The 13,988-nt window shown below is 60.2% G+C and carries 14 protein-coding genes; all 14 read left to right on the top strand.

The genetic code is table 11. From position 1 onward, the window contains the following. Positions 1–5: 5 nt before the first annotated feature. The 14 genes from tssE (at position 6) to icmH (ending at position 13,985) form a co-directional block, all read left to right on the top strand. Positions 6–413 (top strand): type VI secretion system baseplate subunit TssE, encoded by a 408-nt coding sequence (tssE, locus tag ACYYKW_RS11200; RefSeq protein ID WP_090287609.1) that lies wholly within the window; start codon positions 6–8, stop codon positions 411–413. 11 nt (positions 414–424) lie between these two features. After that, positions 425–949 carry a PAAR domain-containing protein gene (locus ACYYKW_RS11195; RefSeq protein WP_122087903.1) on the top strand — a complete coding sequence of 175 codons (525 nt, stop codon included), beginning with the start codon at positions 425–427 and terminating at the stop codon, positions 947–949. A 12-nt stretch (positions 950–961) separates the two neighbouring features. Continuing rightward, complete coding sequence (locus tag ACYYKW_RS11190) at positions 962–1,891, top strand: DUF6402 family protein (protein WP_093096831.1); 930 nt, start codon at positions 962–964, stop codon at positions 1,889–1,891. Positions 1,892–1,943: 52 nt separating this feature from the next. Further along, complete coding sequence (locus tag ACYYKW_RS11185) at positions 1,944–2,357, top strand: hypothetical protein (RefSeq protein ID WP_336356522.1); 414 nt, start codon at positions 1,944–1,946, stop codon at positions 2,355–2,357. Positions 2,358–2,364: 7 nt separating this feature from the next. Next, positions 2,365–2,787: a hypothetical protein gene (locus ACYYKW_RS11180; RefSeq protein ID WP_336356521.1), complete on the top strand. Its 423-nt coding sequence runs from the start codon at positions 2,365–2,367 to the stop codon at positions 2,785–2,787. 69 nt (positions 2,788–2,856) lie between these two features. Continuing rightward, positions 2,857–4,644, top strand: coding sequence for a type VI secretion system baseplate subunit TssF (tssF, locus tag ACYYKW_RS11175; RefSeq protein ID WP_093096845.1), 1,788 nt, complete (start codon positions 2,857–2,859; stop codon positions 4,642–4,644). Then, entirely contained in the window at positions 4,608–5,615 is a 1,008-nt protein-coding gene (gene tssG / locus ACYYKW_RS11170; protein ID WP_093096850.1) for a type VI secretion system baseplate subunit TssG, read from the top strand. The genes tssF and tssG overlap by 37 nt, the downstream gene beginning before the upstream one ends. 11 nt (positions 5,616–5,626) lie before the next feature. After that, on the top strand, positions 5,627–8,284 hold the full coding sequence (gene tssH, locus ACYYKW_RS11165) for a type VI secretion system ATPase TssH (protein ID WP_464990136.1): 2,658 nt from the start codon (positions 5,627–5,629) through the stop codon (positions 8,282–8,284). A gap of 10 nt (positions 8,285–8,294) precedes the next feature. Then, positions 8,295–9,815: a sigma-54 interaction domain-containing protein gene (locus tag ACYYKW_RS11160; protein WP_464990135.1), complete on the top strand. Its 1,521-nt coding sequence runs from the start codon at positions 8,295–8,297 to the stop codon at positions 9,813–9,815. Positions 9,816–9,908: 93 nt separating this feature from the next. After that, positions 9,909–10,049 carry a hypothetical protein gene (locus ACYYKW_RS11155; protein ID WP_003229566.1) on the top strand — a complete coding sequence of 47 codons (141 nt, stop codon included), beginning with the start codon at positions 9,909–9,911 and terminating at the stop codon, positions 10,047–10,049. A gap of 18 nt (positions 10,050–10,067) precedes the next feature. Next, on the top strand, positions 10,068–11,264 hold the full coding sequence (gene tagH, locus ACYYKW_RS11150) for a type VI secretion system-associated FHA domain protein TagH (RefSeq protein ID WP_464990134.1): 1,197 nt from the start codon (positions 10,068–10,070) through the stop codon (positions 11,262–11,264). Positions 11,265–11,269: 5 nt separating this feature from the next. Continuing rightward, positions 11,270–11,770 carry a type VI secretion system lipoprotein TssJ gene (gene tssJ / locus ACYYKW_RS11145; protein ID WP_203420024.1) on the top strand — a complete coding sequence of 167 codons (501 nt, stop codon included), beginning with the start codon at positions 11,270–11,272 and terminating at the stop codon, positions 11,768–11,770. A 2-nt stretch (positions 11,771–11,772) separates the two neighbouring features. Next, positions 11,773–13,104: a type VI secretion system baseplate subunit TssK gene (gene tssK, locus ACYYKW_RS11140; RefSeq protein ID WP_090287582.1), complete on the top strand. Its 1,332-nt coding sequence runs from the start codon at positions 11,773–11,775 to the stop codon at positions 13,102–13,104. 5 nt (positions 13,105–13,109) lie between these two features. Then, positions 13,110–13,985: a type IVB secretion system protein IcmH/DotU gene (icmH, locus tag ACYYKW_RS11135; protein WP_090287580.1), complete on the top strand. Its 876-nt coding sequence runs from the start codon at positions 13,110–13,112 to the stop codon at positions 13,983–13,985. Positions 13,986–13,988: the final 3 nt, after the last annotated feature.

Below are 13,988 nucleotides of genomic sequence, written 5' to 3'. Positions count from 1 at the left end.
GACTCATGGACGGATACGGCAGCCTGTTCGAACGCCTCAACGGCGACGCACAACTACGCAATGGCAAGAGCCTCGAGGTTTCTGCCATGGCGTCGGTGGCTGCCCATCTGGCCAAAATGCTCAGCACCCGGGCCGGCAGCGTGCAAACGCTGGCCGACTACGGGTTGCCCGATCTCAATGACATGCGTCTGAGCCTGCACGACTCGCTGAGTCAGGCCCGCCTGGCCATCGAAAGCTTCATCGAAGCCTACGAGCCGCGCCTGAGCAATGTGCGTGTCATTTCCCTGCCGCGTGACCACGATCAACTGCGCCTGGCCTTCAGTATCGAAGGTCTGCTGGAAGTTGAAGGGTTCAAGCGTCAGGTCAGTTTTTCCGCGCGCCTGGATGGCAGCGGTCAAGTCAAGGTCACCTAAGGAGATCCCCGATGTCTGGCAAACCCGCAGCACGCGTATCCGACCCCACCGCTTGCCCGCTCCCCGGCCACGGCACCAACCCGATCGCCGCCGGTTCCGGCGACGTGTTCTTCGACGGCCTCGCGGCCGCCCGCCAAGGCGATGCCTCGGCGTGTGGTGGTGCGATGTCCGGCGGTTTGGCGACCACTGTGTTGATCAACGGCAAACCTGCTGCGACGGTTGATTCGGTGGGGACCCATGGCAACAAGGTCACGGCTGGTTCCGGGACGGTGATTATTGGTAATTCGCATACGCCGGCGCCGTTTGTGCCGCCGTTGCCGGTGGAGATCAAATGGCCGTTTAACGAGCACTACGTCATCAATTGTCAGGACTCTGGGAAGCCACTGGCGGGAGTGGCATACAGCTTCAAAACAGCCTCGGGGAAAGTTATCAGTGGGGTCACGGGAGCCGACGGGAAGACGCAAAAAATCTCGTCCTCTATAGCGGAGTCCTATGAGTTGACTATTGAACAGCAATCTGAAGTCGTAATTGGATAAAAGGATTTTGTTATGGCGGATACGAAAATAGCATCAAGTCTGACGCCGGCCAGTAACCAAACTGGTAAGTCTGCAGCTGTCCGTCAATTCAAAATCACAGACATACCTGATGCGATGGATAAGATGAAATGGCCAGTTGCTGCGAAGCTTATGCGCCACTGGTTTGATGGCGCGCCATGGCCAACCGCCGATGGTGCGATGAGTAAAGAGGTCAAAGACCATATTGCTCTTGCTGACATCGCCTACGTGAATGACACTATCGTAAAAATGGACTGGTTGATGCAGTTTGAACCTGCGAAAGCTGTCATTGAAGAGCTCAAGTCTGCTTGGGATAATACTGCAGGTCGTAATAATATAAGCAAGAAGATTAAAGATAAGTATCTTGGCTCGGCGCCGGGTGTCTATCCTTTTAAGTTTGCGAGCGCTAGGAAGGTTGAAGAGTTTGGATACAGTAATAATCGAGCAGTTAAATTTGGCCTGATAGAGAAAACTGATGAGTTGCGAGCTGCGCTGGCAAACTTTAATGTCCGCGTATTTCCAGAAGGAAAACTGGTGATTTCCGTAGATAGCATTCAGCTGTTTGTGGAGCGAATTGGGTTTTATGCTGAGGACGCGTATGACTTCAATGACTCACCGGATGACAATTTCAGTCAGCCATTGGGGTTCTGGAACTTTGATGGTATAGCCAACCCTGCCTATGCGGCCACCGCAAATGCCGGTGCAGCGCAGATGAAGTCAGACATCGCTTCAAACCCCTATATCAGTGCGGAAGATTCTCAGGCGATGTTTAGGGAAATAGAGAGCTCGCGTTATTTCTATATTACAAATTCTCACTTTGTAAAATATCGGATGGAATTTAAAAAAGGCGGTGATTTCCAGGTTCTGTCTGATGTTCAATATCAAAACGTTCCCGCGACAGTTATTAATGTTTGGAATAAATGATGCGCATTTTTACTCATGTACAATCCGCTGTCGAACTGGGTGTGGCGAAAAAATGACTACGCTTAAAAAGAAATGGCTAGTGCCTATCAGTTTGCTCTTGGTGTTTATTGCATTGCTCGTTTATTGCTTGAACGCAATGCTGGGCTATCCTGCAAGTACAACTACAGCTAGTCCCTCGGGCCGCTACACAATTGAGAATGTACGTGTCGGCAGGATTTTCATGCTTGGTGGTATGGCGTATTTGAGAGTTATCGATTCAAAAGAGCCAGGAAAGGTATATCGAACCCCGCTGTATGATACTCAGTCATTGGACATGCGTACATTTGAAGATGATGCTGAGGTTGGAATTACTTGGATCGCCTTCGAAAAGAAAGATAAGGCTTTTGTAATTTCCATGCCGCAATGGGAAGAAAGCTGGCTGAATATTTTCATCAGTAATACACCCTACGAGATTCTGGAAAACTGATAGCAGTATGAACAGCTACGTCCGTCTCGCCCTATGTTCATCAACCCACGCCCTCGGATGCGTGGCTTATGCATTTTTGAATTACGCGGTTGTGCATGCTTACAAGCTTTTTAACGGCGGATTTACCTCCCATGGCGTCGCCATCGGCATTGCGACTTACGCACTGTTTTACATTTTTCTGAGCGTCAATCTGATCGTTGCGCTGACTCCAAATCTGGTTGCCAAGCTGGTCATCCTTTTTCTGATGGTGGGCTTCATCCTGCTCTGGATGCTACCCGACAACCCTTTAAGAGCCCTGTTCTACGGCGTGGCCCAAGGTTGCGTCACGTTGCTGGCGATCCTCACCACTCAAGTCATCGAGTTGCGCTGGGCTTTGCGAAACATCACAGGTCGCATTCAGCCAAGTCGGCCTGCAGGTGCCATCCAATGACCAAGTCGGGCGTCGAACGTAATCCACAGGTCGGTATTTCCATGAGCTCCATTACCAGGCAGGTACCCCGTGTCCTTTAACCACTACTACCAAAGCGAACTCACCGCACTGCGCCAACTCGGTCGCCGTTTCGCCGAGCGTAGTCCGGCGCTGGCGCCGTATCTGGGGCAGGCCGGGCGGGATCCGGATGTGGAGCGGTTGCTCGAAGGCTTTGCGTTCCTGACCGGGCGCCTGCGCCAGAAGCTCGATGACGAGTTGCCGGAGCTCAGCCATTCGCTGATGCAGCTGCTGTGGCCGAATTACATGCGCCCGCTGCCGGCGTTCAGCATTTTGCAGTTCGACCCGCTCAAGCGTTCCGGGCCGGCGCTGCTGGTTGAGCGCGATACGCCGATCGAGAGCAAGCCGATCGAAGACGTGCGCTGCCGTTTCCGCACCTGCTACCCAACTGAAGTGCTGCCGCTGGATCTGGCCGCGCTGAACTACTCGGTGAAGGGCGATGGCTCGCTGCTCAGCCTGCGCCTGGAGATGAGTGCCGACGGCCATCTCGGTGAGCTGGAGCTGAGCAAACTGCGCCTGCACTTTGCCGGTGAGCGCTACATCAGCCAGATGCTGTACCTGAGCCTGCTGCGCAACCTCGACGGCATCGAACTGATCCCGCTCGACGGCGCCGGCAAGCCGATCGATGGCGTCAGCGGCAAACCGATGGCGTTCAAGATTCCCGGCGACCGCGTGAAACCGGTGGGCTTTGCCGAAGAAGAAGCGTTGATTCCGTATCCGCTGAACACCTTCCGTGGCTATCGCTACCTGCAGGAATACTTCGCCTTCCAGGACAAATTCCTTTTCGTCGACGTTAACGGTCTGGACATCCTCAAGGCGCTGCCGGAAGACACGCTCAAGCAGATGCGCGGCCTCGAATTGCGTTTCGATATTCGCAAAAGCGGCATCATGCGCATGCGTCCGACGCTGGATAACGTCAAGCTGTTCTGCACGCCGATTGCCAACCTGTTTGCCCACGACGCACTGCCGATCCGCCTCGACGGCAAGCAGGACGAATACCTGCTGCTTCCGGCGGAATACGATCTGGAAAACTGCGGTGTGTTTTCGGTGGAAACCGTGACCGGCTGGAAGCCCGGCGGCCTCGGTTATCAGGAGTACGTGCCGTTCGAATCCTTCGAGCACGACCCGAGTTTCGACGTGCCCAACAGCCGCCCGCATTACAGCATCCGCCAGCGTTCGTCCTTGCTGCACGACGGCCTCGACACCTACCTGAGCTTCGGCATCCGCCACACCGAAGCCCACGAAACCCTGTCGATCGAGCTGATGTGCACCAACCAGAACCTGCCGAAAAAGCTCAAGCTCGGCGACATCTGCATGGCCTGCGAAGAGACGCCGGAGTTCTTGAGTTTCCGCAACATCACCCCGGCCACCCCGAGTTTCGCGCCGCCACTGAATCGCGACTTCCTGTGGAAGCTGATCAGCAACATGTCGCTTAACTATCTGTCGCTGGCCGACGTCAATGCGTTGAAGGTGATTCTGGAAACCTACGACTTGCCGCGCTACTACGACCAGCACGCAGAGAAGGTCAGCAAACGCCTGCTCGGCGGCCTCAAGCACATCAAACATCACCACGTCGACCGCTTGCATCGCGGCCTGCCGGTGCGCGGCTTGCGCACCGAACTGACCATCGACCCGGAAGGCTATATCGGCGAAGGCGACCTGTTCGTTTTCGCTTCGGTTCTCAACGAGTTTTTCGCGCTTTACGCCAGTCTCAATTCATTCCATGAGCTGCGGGTAAAAAGCACACAGGGAGAGGTGTACCAATGGACACCACGTATGGGCCTGCAGCCCCTGCTCTAAGCGGGCTGACCAAGGTAATACGCGAGTACTCGCTGTTTCAGGCCGTGCTGCTGGTGATCGACCGGCTGCGCGAGGCCCACCCGCACCTGAGCGAAGACGATCTGTACGATCAGGTCGAGTTCCAGGCCAACCCGAGCCTGGGCTTTCCGCGCAGCGACGTCGATCGCGTCGAGTTCTTCGAAGAGCACGGCAAGATGCGCGCACGCATGCGCTTCAACCTGATCGGCCTGGTCGGCTCCGGTTCGCCGCTGCCGGCGTTCTACGGCGAGCAGGCGCTGGGCGACAGCGAGGACGGCAACCCGACACGCAATTTCCTCGACCTGTTCCACCATCGCCTGCAACGGCTGATGCTGCCGATCTGGCGCAAGTACCGCTACCGCGCAAGCTTTCAGAGCGGCGCGGTCGATCCGTTCTCGGCGCAGTTGTTCGCGCTGATCGGCCTGGGCGGCGACGAAATCCGCAAGGCCAAGGAACTGAACTGGAAACGCCTGCTGCCGTACCTCGGCCTGCTCAGTCTGCGGGCGCACTCGGCGGCGCTGATCGAAGCCGTGCTGCGTTACTACTTCAAGCACGAAGACCTGGTCATCGAGCAGTGCATCGAGCGTCGCGTGGAAATTCTCGACGAGCAGCGCAATCGTTTGGGCCGCGCCAACAGCGTGCTCGGCGAAGACCTGGTGCTCGGCGAACACGTGCGCGACCGCAGCGGCAAATTCCGCATTCACATCACCGAACTCGACTGGCAGCGCTTCCACGAATTCCTGCCGATCGGTTTCGGTTACCAGCCGCTCTGCGCGCTGGTGCGGTTCACCCTGCGTGACCCGCTCGATTACGACATTCGCCTGGTCCTGCGCCAGGAAGAAATCCGCGAACTGCGCATCGGTGAGCAGAACGCCTGTCGCCTCGGCTGGACCAGTTGGCTGGGCCGCGAGAAAGCGGACGGCGTGGTGACCCTGGGCAGCAAAATTCATTAAGGACGTGAGCCATGATCAACGTAGACCTGCAACAACTCATCCAGGCGCTGGACGCCGAAACCCGTCGTGATCTGGAGCGTTCGGCCGAGCGTTGCGTGGCCCGGGGCGGCAGCAAGATTCTCGTCGAAGACCTGCTGCTGGGCTTGCTGGAACGTCAGAACGGCTTGTTGTCGCGCGCCTTGCAGGATGCCGACGTCGATGCCGGTGAGCTGAGCGCCGCGCTGCAATCGCGGGTCGAGCACAGCGCTTCGCGCAACCCGGTGTTCGCTCCGGAACTGGTGCAGTGGCTGCAAGACGCACTGCTGGTGGCCAACCTTGAACTGGGCCAGACCCAGGTCGAAGATGCCGCACTGATTCTGGCTTTGCTGCGCAACCCGATGCGCTACGCGGGCAGCCGTTATCAGCCGCTGCTCGCCAAGCTGAACATCGATCGCCTGAAGGAATTTGCCCTGTCGCAACAGGAACAACCGGCGGCCAATGGCAAACCTGCCGCACAAGGCGAATCGCTGTTGCAGCGCTTCACGCACAACCTGACTCAGCAGGCCCGCGACGGCAAACTCGACCCGGTGCTGTGCCGTGACGGCGCGATCCGCCAGATGGTCGACATCCTCGCCCGTCGCCGCAAGAACAACCCGATCGTGGTCGGTGAGGCCGGTGTCGGTAAAACCGCCATCGTCGAAGGTCTGGCCTCGCGTATCGCCGCCGGTGAAGTGCCGCAGGTGCTCAAAGGCGTTGAATTGCTCTCGCTGGACATGGGCCTGTTGCAAGCCGGCGCCAGCGTCAAAGGCGAATTCGAGCGTCGTTTGAAAGGCGTGATCGACGAAGTCAAAGCCTCGCCGAAGCCGATCATTCTGTTCATCGATGAAGCTCATACGCTGATCGGTGCCGGCGGCAATGCCGGTGGCTCCGACGCAGCCAACCTGCTGAAACCGGCACTGGCCCGTGGCGAATTGCGCACGATCGCCGCGACCACTTGGGCCGAGTACAAGAAATACTTCGAGAAGGACCCGGCACTGGCCCGTCGTTTCCAGCCCGTGCAATTGCACGAACCGACCGTCAGCGAAGCAGTGACCATTCTGCGTGGCCTGGCTCAGGTCTACGAGAAGAGCCACGGCATCTACCTGCGTGATGACGCAGTGGTTTCTGCGGCCGAATTGTCCGCGCGTTATCTGGCTGGACGGCAACTGCCGGACAAAGCCGTCGACGTGCTCGACACCGCGTGCGCGCGCGTGCGCATCAGCCTCGCCGCCGCCCCGGAAAGCCTTGAGCGTCTGCGTGGCGAACTGGCGGAAGGTGGCCGTCAGCGCCAGGCCCTGCGCCGCGATGCCGAGGCCGGTCTGCTGATCGACCACGAAGCGCTGGAGGCACTGGAAGCGCGTCTGGACGAAGCCGAAAGCGAGATGGTCGCGCTGGAAACCCTTTGGACCGAGCAGAAAGCATTGGCCGAGCGCCTGCTTGAATTGCGTCAGCAACTGGCCAAGGCCCGCGAAGCTGCGGCTGTCGAGCCGACGGTCAGCGTTGAGGAGGACGCTGAAGGCACGGTGATCGAAACCCACGCTGCCGAAGTCGAAGAAGGCCAAAGCGTCGAAGCGCTGGAAGCGCAGCTGCACGAAACCCACACGGCGTTGACCGCTGCACAAGTCAAAGAGCGTCTGGTCAGCTTCGAAGTATGCCCGCGTCTGGTTGCCGAAGTGATCAGCGCCTGGACCGGCGTGCCGTTGGCGCAACTGGCCCGCGAACACAACGCCAAGGTCGCCAGTTTCGCCACCGATTTGCGCACGCGCATTCGTGGTCAGGAACAAGCCGTGCACGCGCTGGATCGCTCGATGCGCGCCACCGCTGCCGGCCTGAACAAGCCTGACGCACCGGTCGGCGTGTTCCTGCTGGTCGGCCCGAGCGGCGTCGGCAAGACCGAAACCGCGCTGGCCCTGGCTGACCTGCTGTATGGCGGCGACCGTTTCATCACCACCATCAACATGTCCGAATTTCAGGAGAAGCACACCGTTTCGCGCCTGATCGGCGCGCCACCGGGCTACGTCGGTTACGGCGAGGGCGGCATGCTCACCGAAGCGGTGCGGCAGAAACCGTATTCGGTGGTGCTGCTCGATGAAGTCGAAAAGGCTGACCCGGACGTGCTCAACCTGTTCTACCAGATCTTCGACAAAGGCGTGGCCAACGACGGCGAAGGGCGTGAGATCGATTTCCGCAACACGCTGATCCTGATGACTTCGAACCTGGGCAGCGACAAGATCAGCGACCTCTGTGAAAACGGTGCGCGGCCAACCGCCGAAGTCCTCGAAGAAACCATTCGCCCGGTGCTCAGCAAACACTTCAAGCCGGCGCTGCTGGCGCGGATGAAAGTGGTGCCGTACTACCCGGTCGGCGGCCCGGTGCTGCGCGAGCTGATCGAGATCAAGCTCGGTCGTCTGGGCGAGCGCCTGAATCGTCGTCAGCTGGATTTCACTTGGTGCCAGAACCTCGTCGATCACCTGTCCGAGCGCTGCACGCAAAGCGAAAGCGGCGCGCGCCTGATCGACCATTTGCTCGATCAGCACGTATTGCCGCTGGTGGCCGATCGTCTGCTCGATGCGATGGCCACGGGTGAAAGCCTCAAGCGCGTGCACGCCACGCTCGACGGCGACGCCAGCGTGACGTGCGAGTTCGCCTGAGGTGGGTGTGATGTTCACTCGAGTGTCGCAGCCACTGGTCTACGCCGAAGCGTTGCTGGCGCAGTTCGCCAGTCTGTCGCGGGCGGCGGACGGTGCTGCGCTGCTGGGTGACTTCGTGCGCGGGCTGGCCGAGCTGAGCGGTTGCGAACTGACGCAGCTGTACCTGCTCGACGCCACCCACACCTGCCTGGGGATGAACGCCGAATGCCTCGACGGGGCGCTACAACCGCGCCAGGCAGCGAGCCTGCCGGCCGATTACAACGGTGAACAACTGCTGCAATTCGCGTTGTGCCAGAACCGCGTGGTATGCCTCGACGATTTGAGCGGCAGCTTGCACGAGACCAGTTTTCTGCCCGTGACGACCAGCGCGTGGCAGTCCTTGCTGTGCGTGCCGCTGGTCAACAGCCACAAAGCGGTCGAAGGCTTGTTGCTCTGCGCCAGCCGTCGCCGCACCGACTTGCAGGGCTTTGCCGATTCCCTCGGTCAGCTCGGTTCGTTCGTGCTCGGCCAGTTGCATTTGCTGCAACGCCTGCGTCAGCCATCGGCGGAATCGGCCACGGCGGTGCGCAGCGTGCCGAGCATCAGCGGCTACGGTCTGATCGGCAAAAGCGCGGCGATGCGCCAGACCCATTCGCTGATCAGCAAAGTCCTGCACAGCCCGTACACCGTGTTGCTGCGCGGCGAAACCGGCACCGGCAAGGAAGTGGTTGCGCGAGCGATTCACGATTGTGGCCCGCGCCGTTCCCAGGCGTTCATCGTGCAGAACTGCGCGGCGGTGCCGGAAAACCTCCTTGAAAGCGAGCTGTTCGGCTATCGCAAAGGTGCCTTCACCGGTGCCGATCGCGACCGCGCCGGTCTGTTCGATGCGGCCAACGGCGGCACGCTGCTGCTCGACGAGATCGGCGACATGCCGCTGTCGTTGCAGGCGAAGATTCTGCGCGTGTTGCAGGAAGGCGAGATTCGTCCGCTGGGTTCCAACGACACGCACAAGATCGACGTGCGCATCATCGCCGCAACGCACCGCGATCTGGCGGCGCTGGTCGGCGAAGGCAAGTTCCGCGAGGACCTGTATTACCGCCTCGCGCAATTTCCGATCGAGTTGCCGGCCCTGCGTCAGCGCGAGGGCGACATCCTCGAACTGGCGCAACACTTCGCGGAAAAAACCTGTGCCTATCTGCAGCGCGATCCGGTGCGCTGGTCGAGCGCGGCGCTGGAGCACCTGTCGGGTTACACCTTCCCCGGCAACGTGCGCGAACTCAAGGCGCTGGTCGAACGTGCCGTGCTGCTGTGCGAAGGCGGCGAACTGCTCGCCGAGCATTTTGCCCTGCGCATGGAGCCGGTCCTCGAGGACAACAGCCACCTGAATCTGCGCGAACGCCTGGAGCAGGTCGAGCGCACCTTGCTGCTCGATTGCTTGCGCAAGAACGACGGCAACCAGACTCTCGCCGCCCGCGAACTGGGGCTGCCGCGGCGCACGCTGCTGTATCGGCTCGGTCGTCTGAACATCAATCTGGGGGATTTCGATGGCTAGGCAAAAACGCATCGATCTGTCCCGAAAAACCAATTTCAGCGCCGCCCGCAAGGGCCGGCGCTTTGTGCTTTGTCTACACCTGGAGACCCTCTGATGTCTGTTCGTCACTGGCACGCTGTCCTGCTGACCCTCGTCGTTCTATGCGGCCTTGGCGGCTGTAGCGGCAATTACAAATTCAACGACAACGACTATCGCCCGTTGGGTGATCCGCAAGCGGTCAATCGCGGCAAGTGACCGCAAGGAGCATCAAACATGGAATTGGTTTTCGAAATGCTGAACACCAAGCAGTTCGTGCCCACCGAATTGTGCCAGCGGACCTTCAAACAGGCCGGCGGCGTGATCGGGCGAGGCGAGGACTGCGACTGGATCATCCCTGACCGCAAGCGTCACCTGTCCAATCACCACGCGATTGTCAGCTACCGCGATGGCTCGTTTTTCCTGACCGACACCAGCAGTAACGGTGTCCAGGACGGCAGCAGCCACGCGCGCCTGCACAAGGGCGAGCCGGTGCGCATCGAGCACGGCAGCACCTACATTCTCGGCGACTTCGAGATTCGTGCGCGACTGGTGCGCGACCCGGCGACCTTCGACGGTGAAGTCGGCCGTCCGCGCGCTGCCGGCAGCATCATTCCGGACGACGCGTTCCTCGACCTCGATCCGCTCAATGCGCTTGAACAGCAAGAGCGCGTGTACTCGGAAATCGACGAGCTGCTGGCGCCCACGGCCAAACCGGAAGATTCGCGTCAGCGTGCCGACTACGCGCGCATCGACATGGAAAGCCTGCTGGTTCCGGAGCTGATTGCCGCGCCGGTCGAACCCGAGCCCGCTCCGGCCCCGAAAGCCGTCGAGCGTCAGACCGACGGTTTCTGGGAGCATTTCGGCGCTGCGCTGGGTGTCGACGTCAAAGGCCTCAGCCACGACGAACGCGAGGCCATGGCGATCAATGCGGCGCGCCTGTTGCGCCAGAGCGTCGGCGGTTTGCAGCAGAGCCTGCGCACCCGCTCGGAGCTGAAAAACGAATTGCGTCTGGCCCAGACCACCGTGCAAGGCACCAACAAGAACCCGCTGAAATTCGCCGTTGACCCGAGCGAAGCGCTGGAGATTCTGTTGCAGCCGAGCAAGCCCGGGCATCTGCCGGCCGAACAGGCGATCTCCCGTGCGTTCCGTGATTTGCAGGCGCATCAAGTGGCCTTGCTCACCGCCAGCCGCGCCGCTGTGCGCGGCACGCTGGAGCACTTCTCGCCGGAGCAGCTGACCCTGCGTTTCGAACGCGACAACAAGCCACTGATCGCCACGTCGGGCGGGCGCTGGAGAGCGTTCGGTCGTTATCACCAGGCGCTGCGTCAGGACGATGACTGGAGCGAGCGCCTGCTGGCCCGCGACTTTGCTCAAGCCTACGAAGAACAGATCCGCCTGATTTCCACCCTTCACACCGACCACCAAGGATGATGCGCATGTCTCGCCGCTCGACCGCTTTTTTCCAGACGCTGACTGCGCTCACTCTGCTGGTGCTGCTCGCCGGTTGCTCGTCGCTGTCGCCGTACTCGAAAGTGACCAAGATCAACCTGAAACTCACCGGCAGCGATCAGCTCAACCCGGACCTCAACGGGCGGCCGTCGCCGATCGTCGTGCGCCTGTTCGAACTCAAGCACCCGGTGACTTTCGAGAACGCTGATTTCTTCAGCCTCTACGAACGCGCCAAGGAATCCCTCAACCCGGATCTGGTGGCCAGCGAAGAACTTGAGCTGCGCCCGGGTGAAACCGTGGAGATGAAGCTCAAGGTGGAAGAGGGCAGCCTTTATGTTGGCGTTCTCGCCGCTTACCGCGACTTGCCGGACACCCAATGGCGCCACACGGTTCAGATCACGCCGCTGGAAGTCACCGAAGTCGATCTGACGCTGGACCAGACCGGCATCCGTAACACCCATCAAGTGCTCGCCAAGGCGGATGACTGAACATGAATACCCATAAAGTCATTTGGCAGGAAGGCATGCTGCTGCGTCCGCAGCACTTCCAGCACAACGATCGCTATTACGATCACCAGATGAAAACCCGCACGCAATTGCTCGGTGGCTACACCTGGGGTTTTCTCAATCTGGAAATCGACCTGCAGTTCCTCAACATGGGCAAACTGGTGATCAGTGAAGCGTCGGGGATCCTGCCGGACGGCAGCCTGTTCGAGCTCGGCGGCAACACCGAACCGCTGGCGCTGGACGTGCCGCCGAACACCGGCAACACGCCGATCTATCTGGCACTGCCGCTGGTTACCGGCAACCACATCGAGGCCCGTCGCCCGGAGCAGTCCGACGTGCTCGCGCGCTACACCGCGTACGACGCCGAAGTTGCCGACTCCAACGCTGGCGACGATTCGGCCAGTCAGGTCAGCTGCGGTCGCCCGGACTTCAAACTGTTGCTCGGCGAGCAGCAGAGCGATCAGGCCTACGTGAAGCTGAAGATCTGCGACGTGCTCGACACGACGCCCGACGGCGTGATCAGCCTCGATCCGGATTTCGTGCCGACCTACATTCAGGCTCACGCGTCGAGCTATCTGCTGTCTTGCCTGAAAGAAGTCATCAGCATGCTCAGCCACCGTGGCGACACCATTGCCGAGCGGATTCGCTCCAACGGCAAGGTCGGCGGCGCCGAGGTCGGCGACTTCATGATGCTGCAACTGATCAACCGCACCGAACTGCTGCTGCGCCATTACCTGGGTCTGGAGCAGGTCCATCCGGAGGAGTTGTACCGCACGCTGCTGACCATGCTCGGCGATCTGGCGACCTTCTCCGGCGAGAGCAAACGCCCGCGTCTGGACAGCCGCTATTCCCATGCCGATCAGGGCGCCAGCTTCCGCAAACTGATGGAAGCGATTCGTCAGGTGCTGTCGATGGTGCTCGAACAGCACGCCATCGAACTGATCCTGCAAGCGCGTCAGTACGGCATCATCGTTTCGCCGTTGCACGACCACAAACTGCTCGGCTCGGCGTCGTTCGTGCTGGCAGCCAGTGCCGACTGCGACTCCGAAGAACTGCGCCAGCGTCTGCCGGCGCACCTCAAGGTCGGCCCGGTGGAGCGCATTCGCCAACTGGTCAACCTGCACCTGCCAGGCATCAAGGTCAAACCGTTGCCGGTGGCCCCGCGGCAGATCGCGTTCCACTCCAACAAAACCTATTTCATTCTCGAACTCAGTTCCGAAGACCTGGCACAACTCGAGCGCTCCGGCGGTTTCGCGTTCCACGTGTCCGGCGAATTCGCCAATCTTGAACTGAAATTCTGGGCCATCAGGAACTGACCGACATGATCAAGGAAACGGATTACAGCCAGGACGACAAAACCGTCCTGCTCGATCGCCAGGGCCACGGACCGGCGTCGAGTCCATTGACCGACTTCGCCGCGCCGCCGCGTTTCGAGCAACTGGAAGAACGCATGATCTACGCCGCGCGCCTGCGTCCGGCCGAGGCATTCAACATCAGCCTCAACTCGCTGGTCGCGGCGTCGTCGGAACTGCTCTCGGAAGTGGTGCGCCTCAAACACAGCGAAACCCGCGAAGACCTGTACGCGCTCAACGAGCGCCTGACCGCCGGGCTCAAGCTGTTCGAAGTGCGCGCCCTGCACAACGGCGCCGAAAGCAGCCAGGTGATGGCCGCGCGTTACGTGCTTTGCACCGTGGTCGACGAAGCTGTCGTGACCACGCCGTGGGGCAACGAAAGCGAGTGGTCGCAGATGAGTTTGCTCAGCAGCTTCCACAACGAAACTTTTGGCGGTGAGAAGTTTTTCCAGCTGCTCGATCGGCTGTCGAAAAACCCGGTCAAGCACCTGCCGATGCTCGAACTGATGTACCTGTGCCTGTCCCTCGGTTTCGAGGGCAAGTACCGCGTGCAGGCGCGCGGCATGCTCGAACTCGAGGGCATCCGCGATGCCTTGTACCGACAGATCCGTCAGTTGCGAGGCGACGTGCCGCGCGAGCTGTCCCCGCACTGGGAAGGCCTCAACGACCAGCGCCGCAACCTGGTGCGTATCGTGCCAGCGTGGATGGTGGTGCTGTTCACGCTGGTCTGCCTGGTGGTGATGTACTCGGGCTTCGCCTGGGTCCTGGGCGAGCAGCGCGACACCGTTCTGCAACCTTATCAGCCGCTTGATCCGGCCGCGGTGCAACCGCAGTCGCAGCCGTAAACA

Source organism: Pseudomonas sp. 15C, assembly GCF_055484735.1.
The sequence above is the reverse complement of the archived record's forward strand: the minus strand, read 5'-3'. Positions and strand labels throughout refer to the sequence as shown.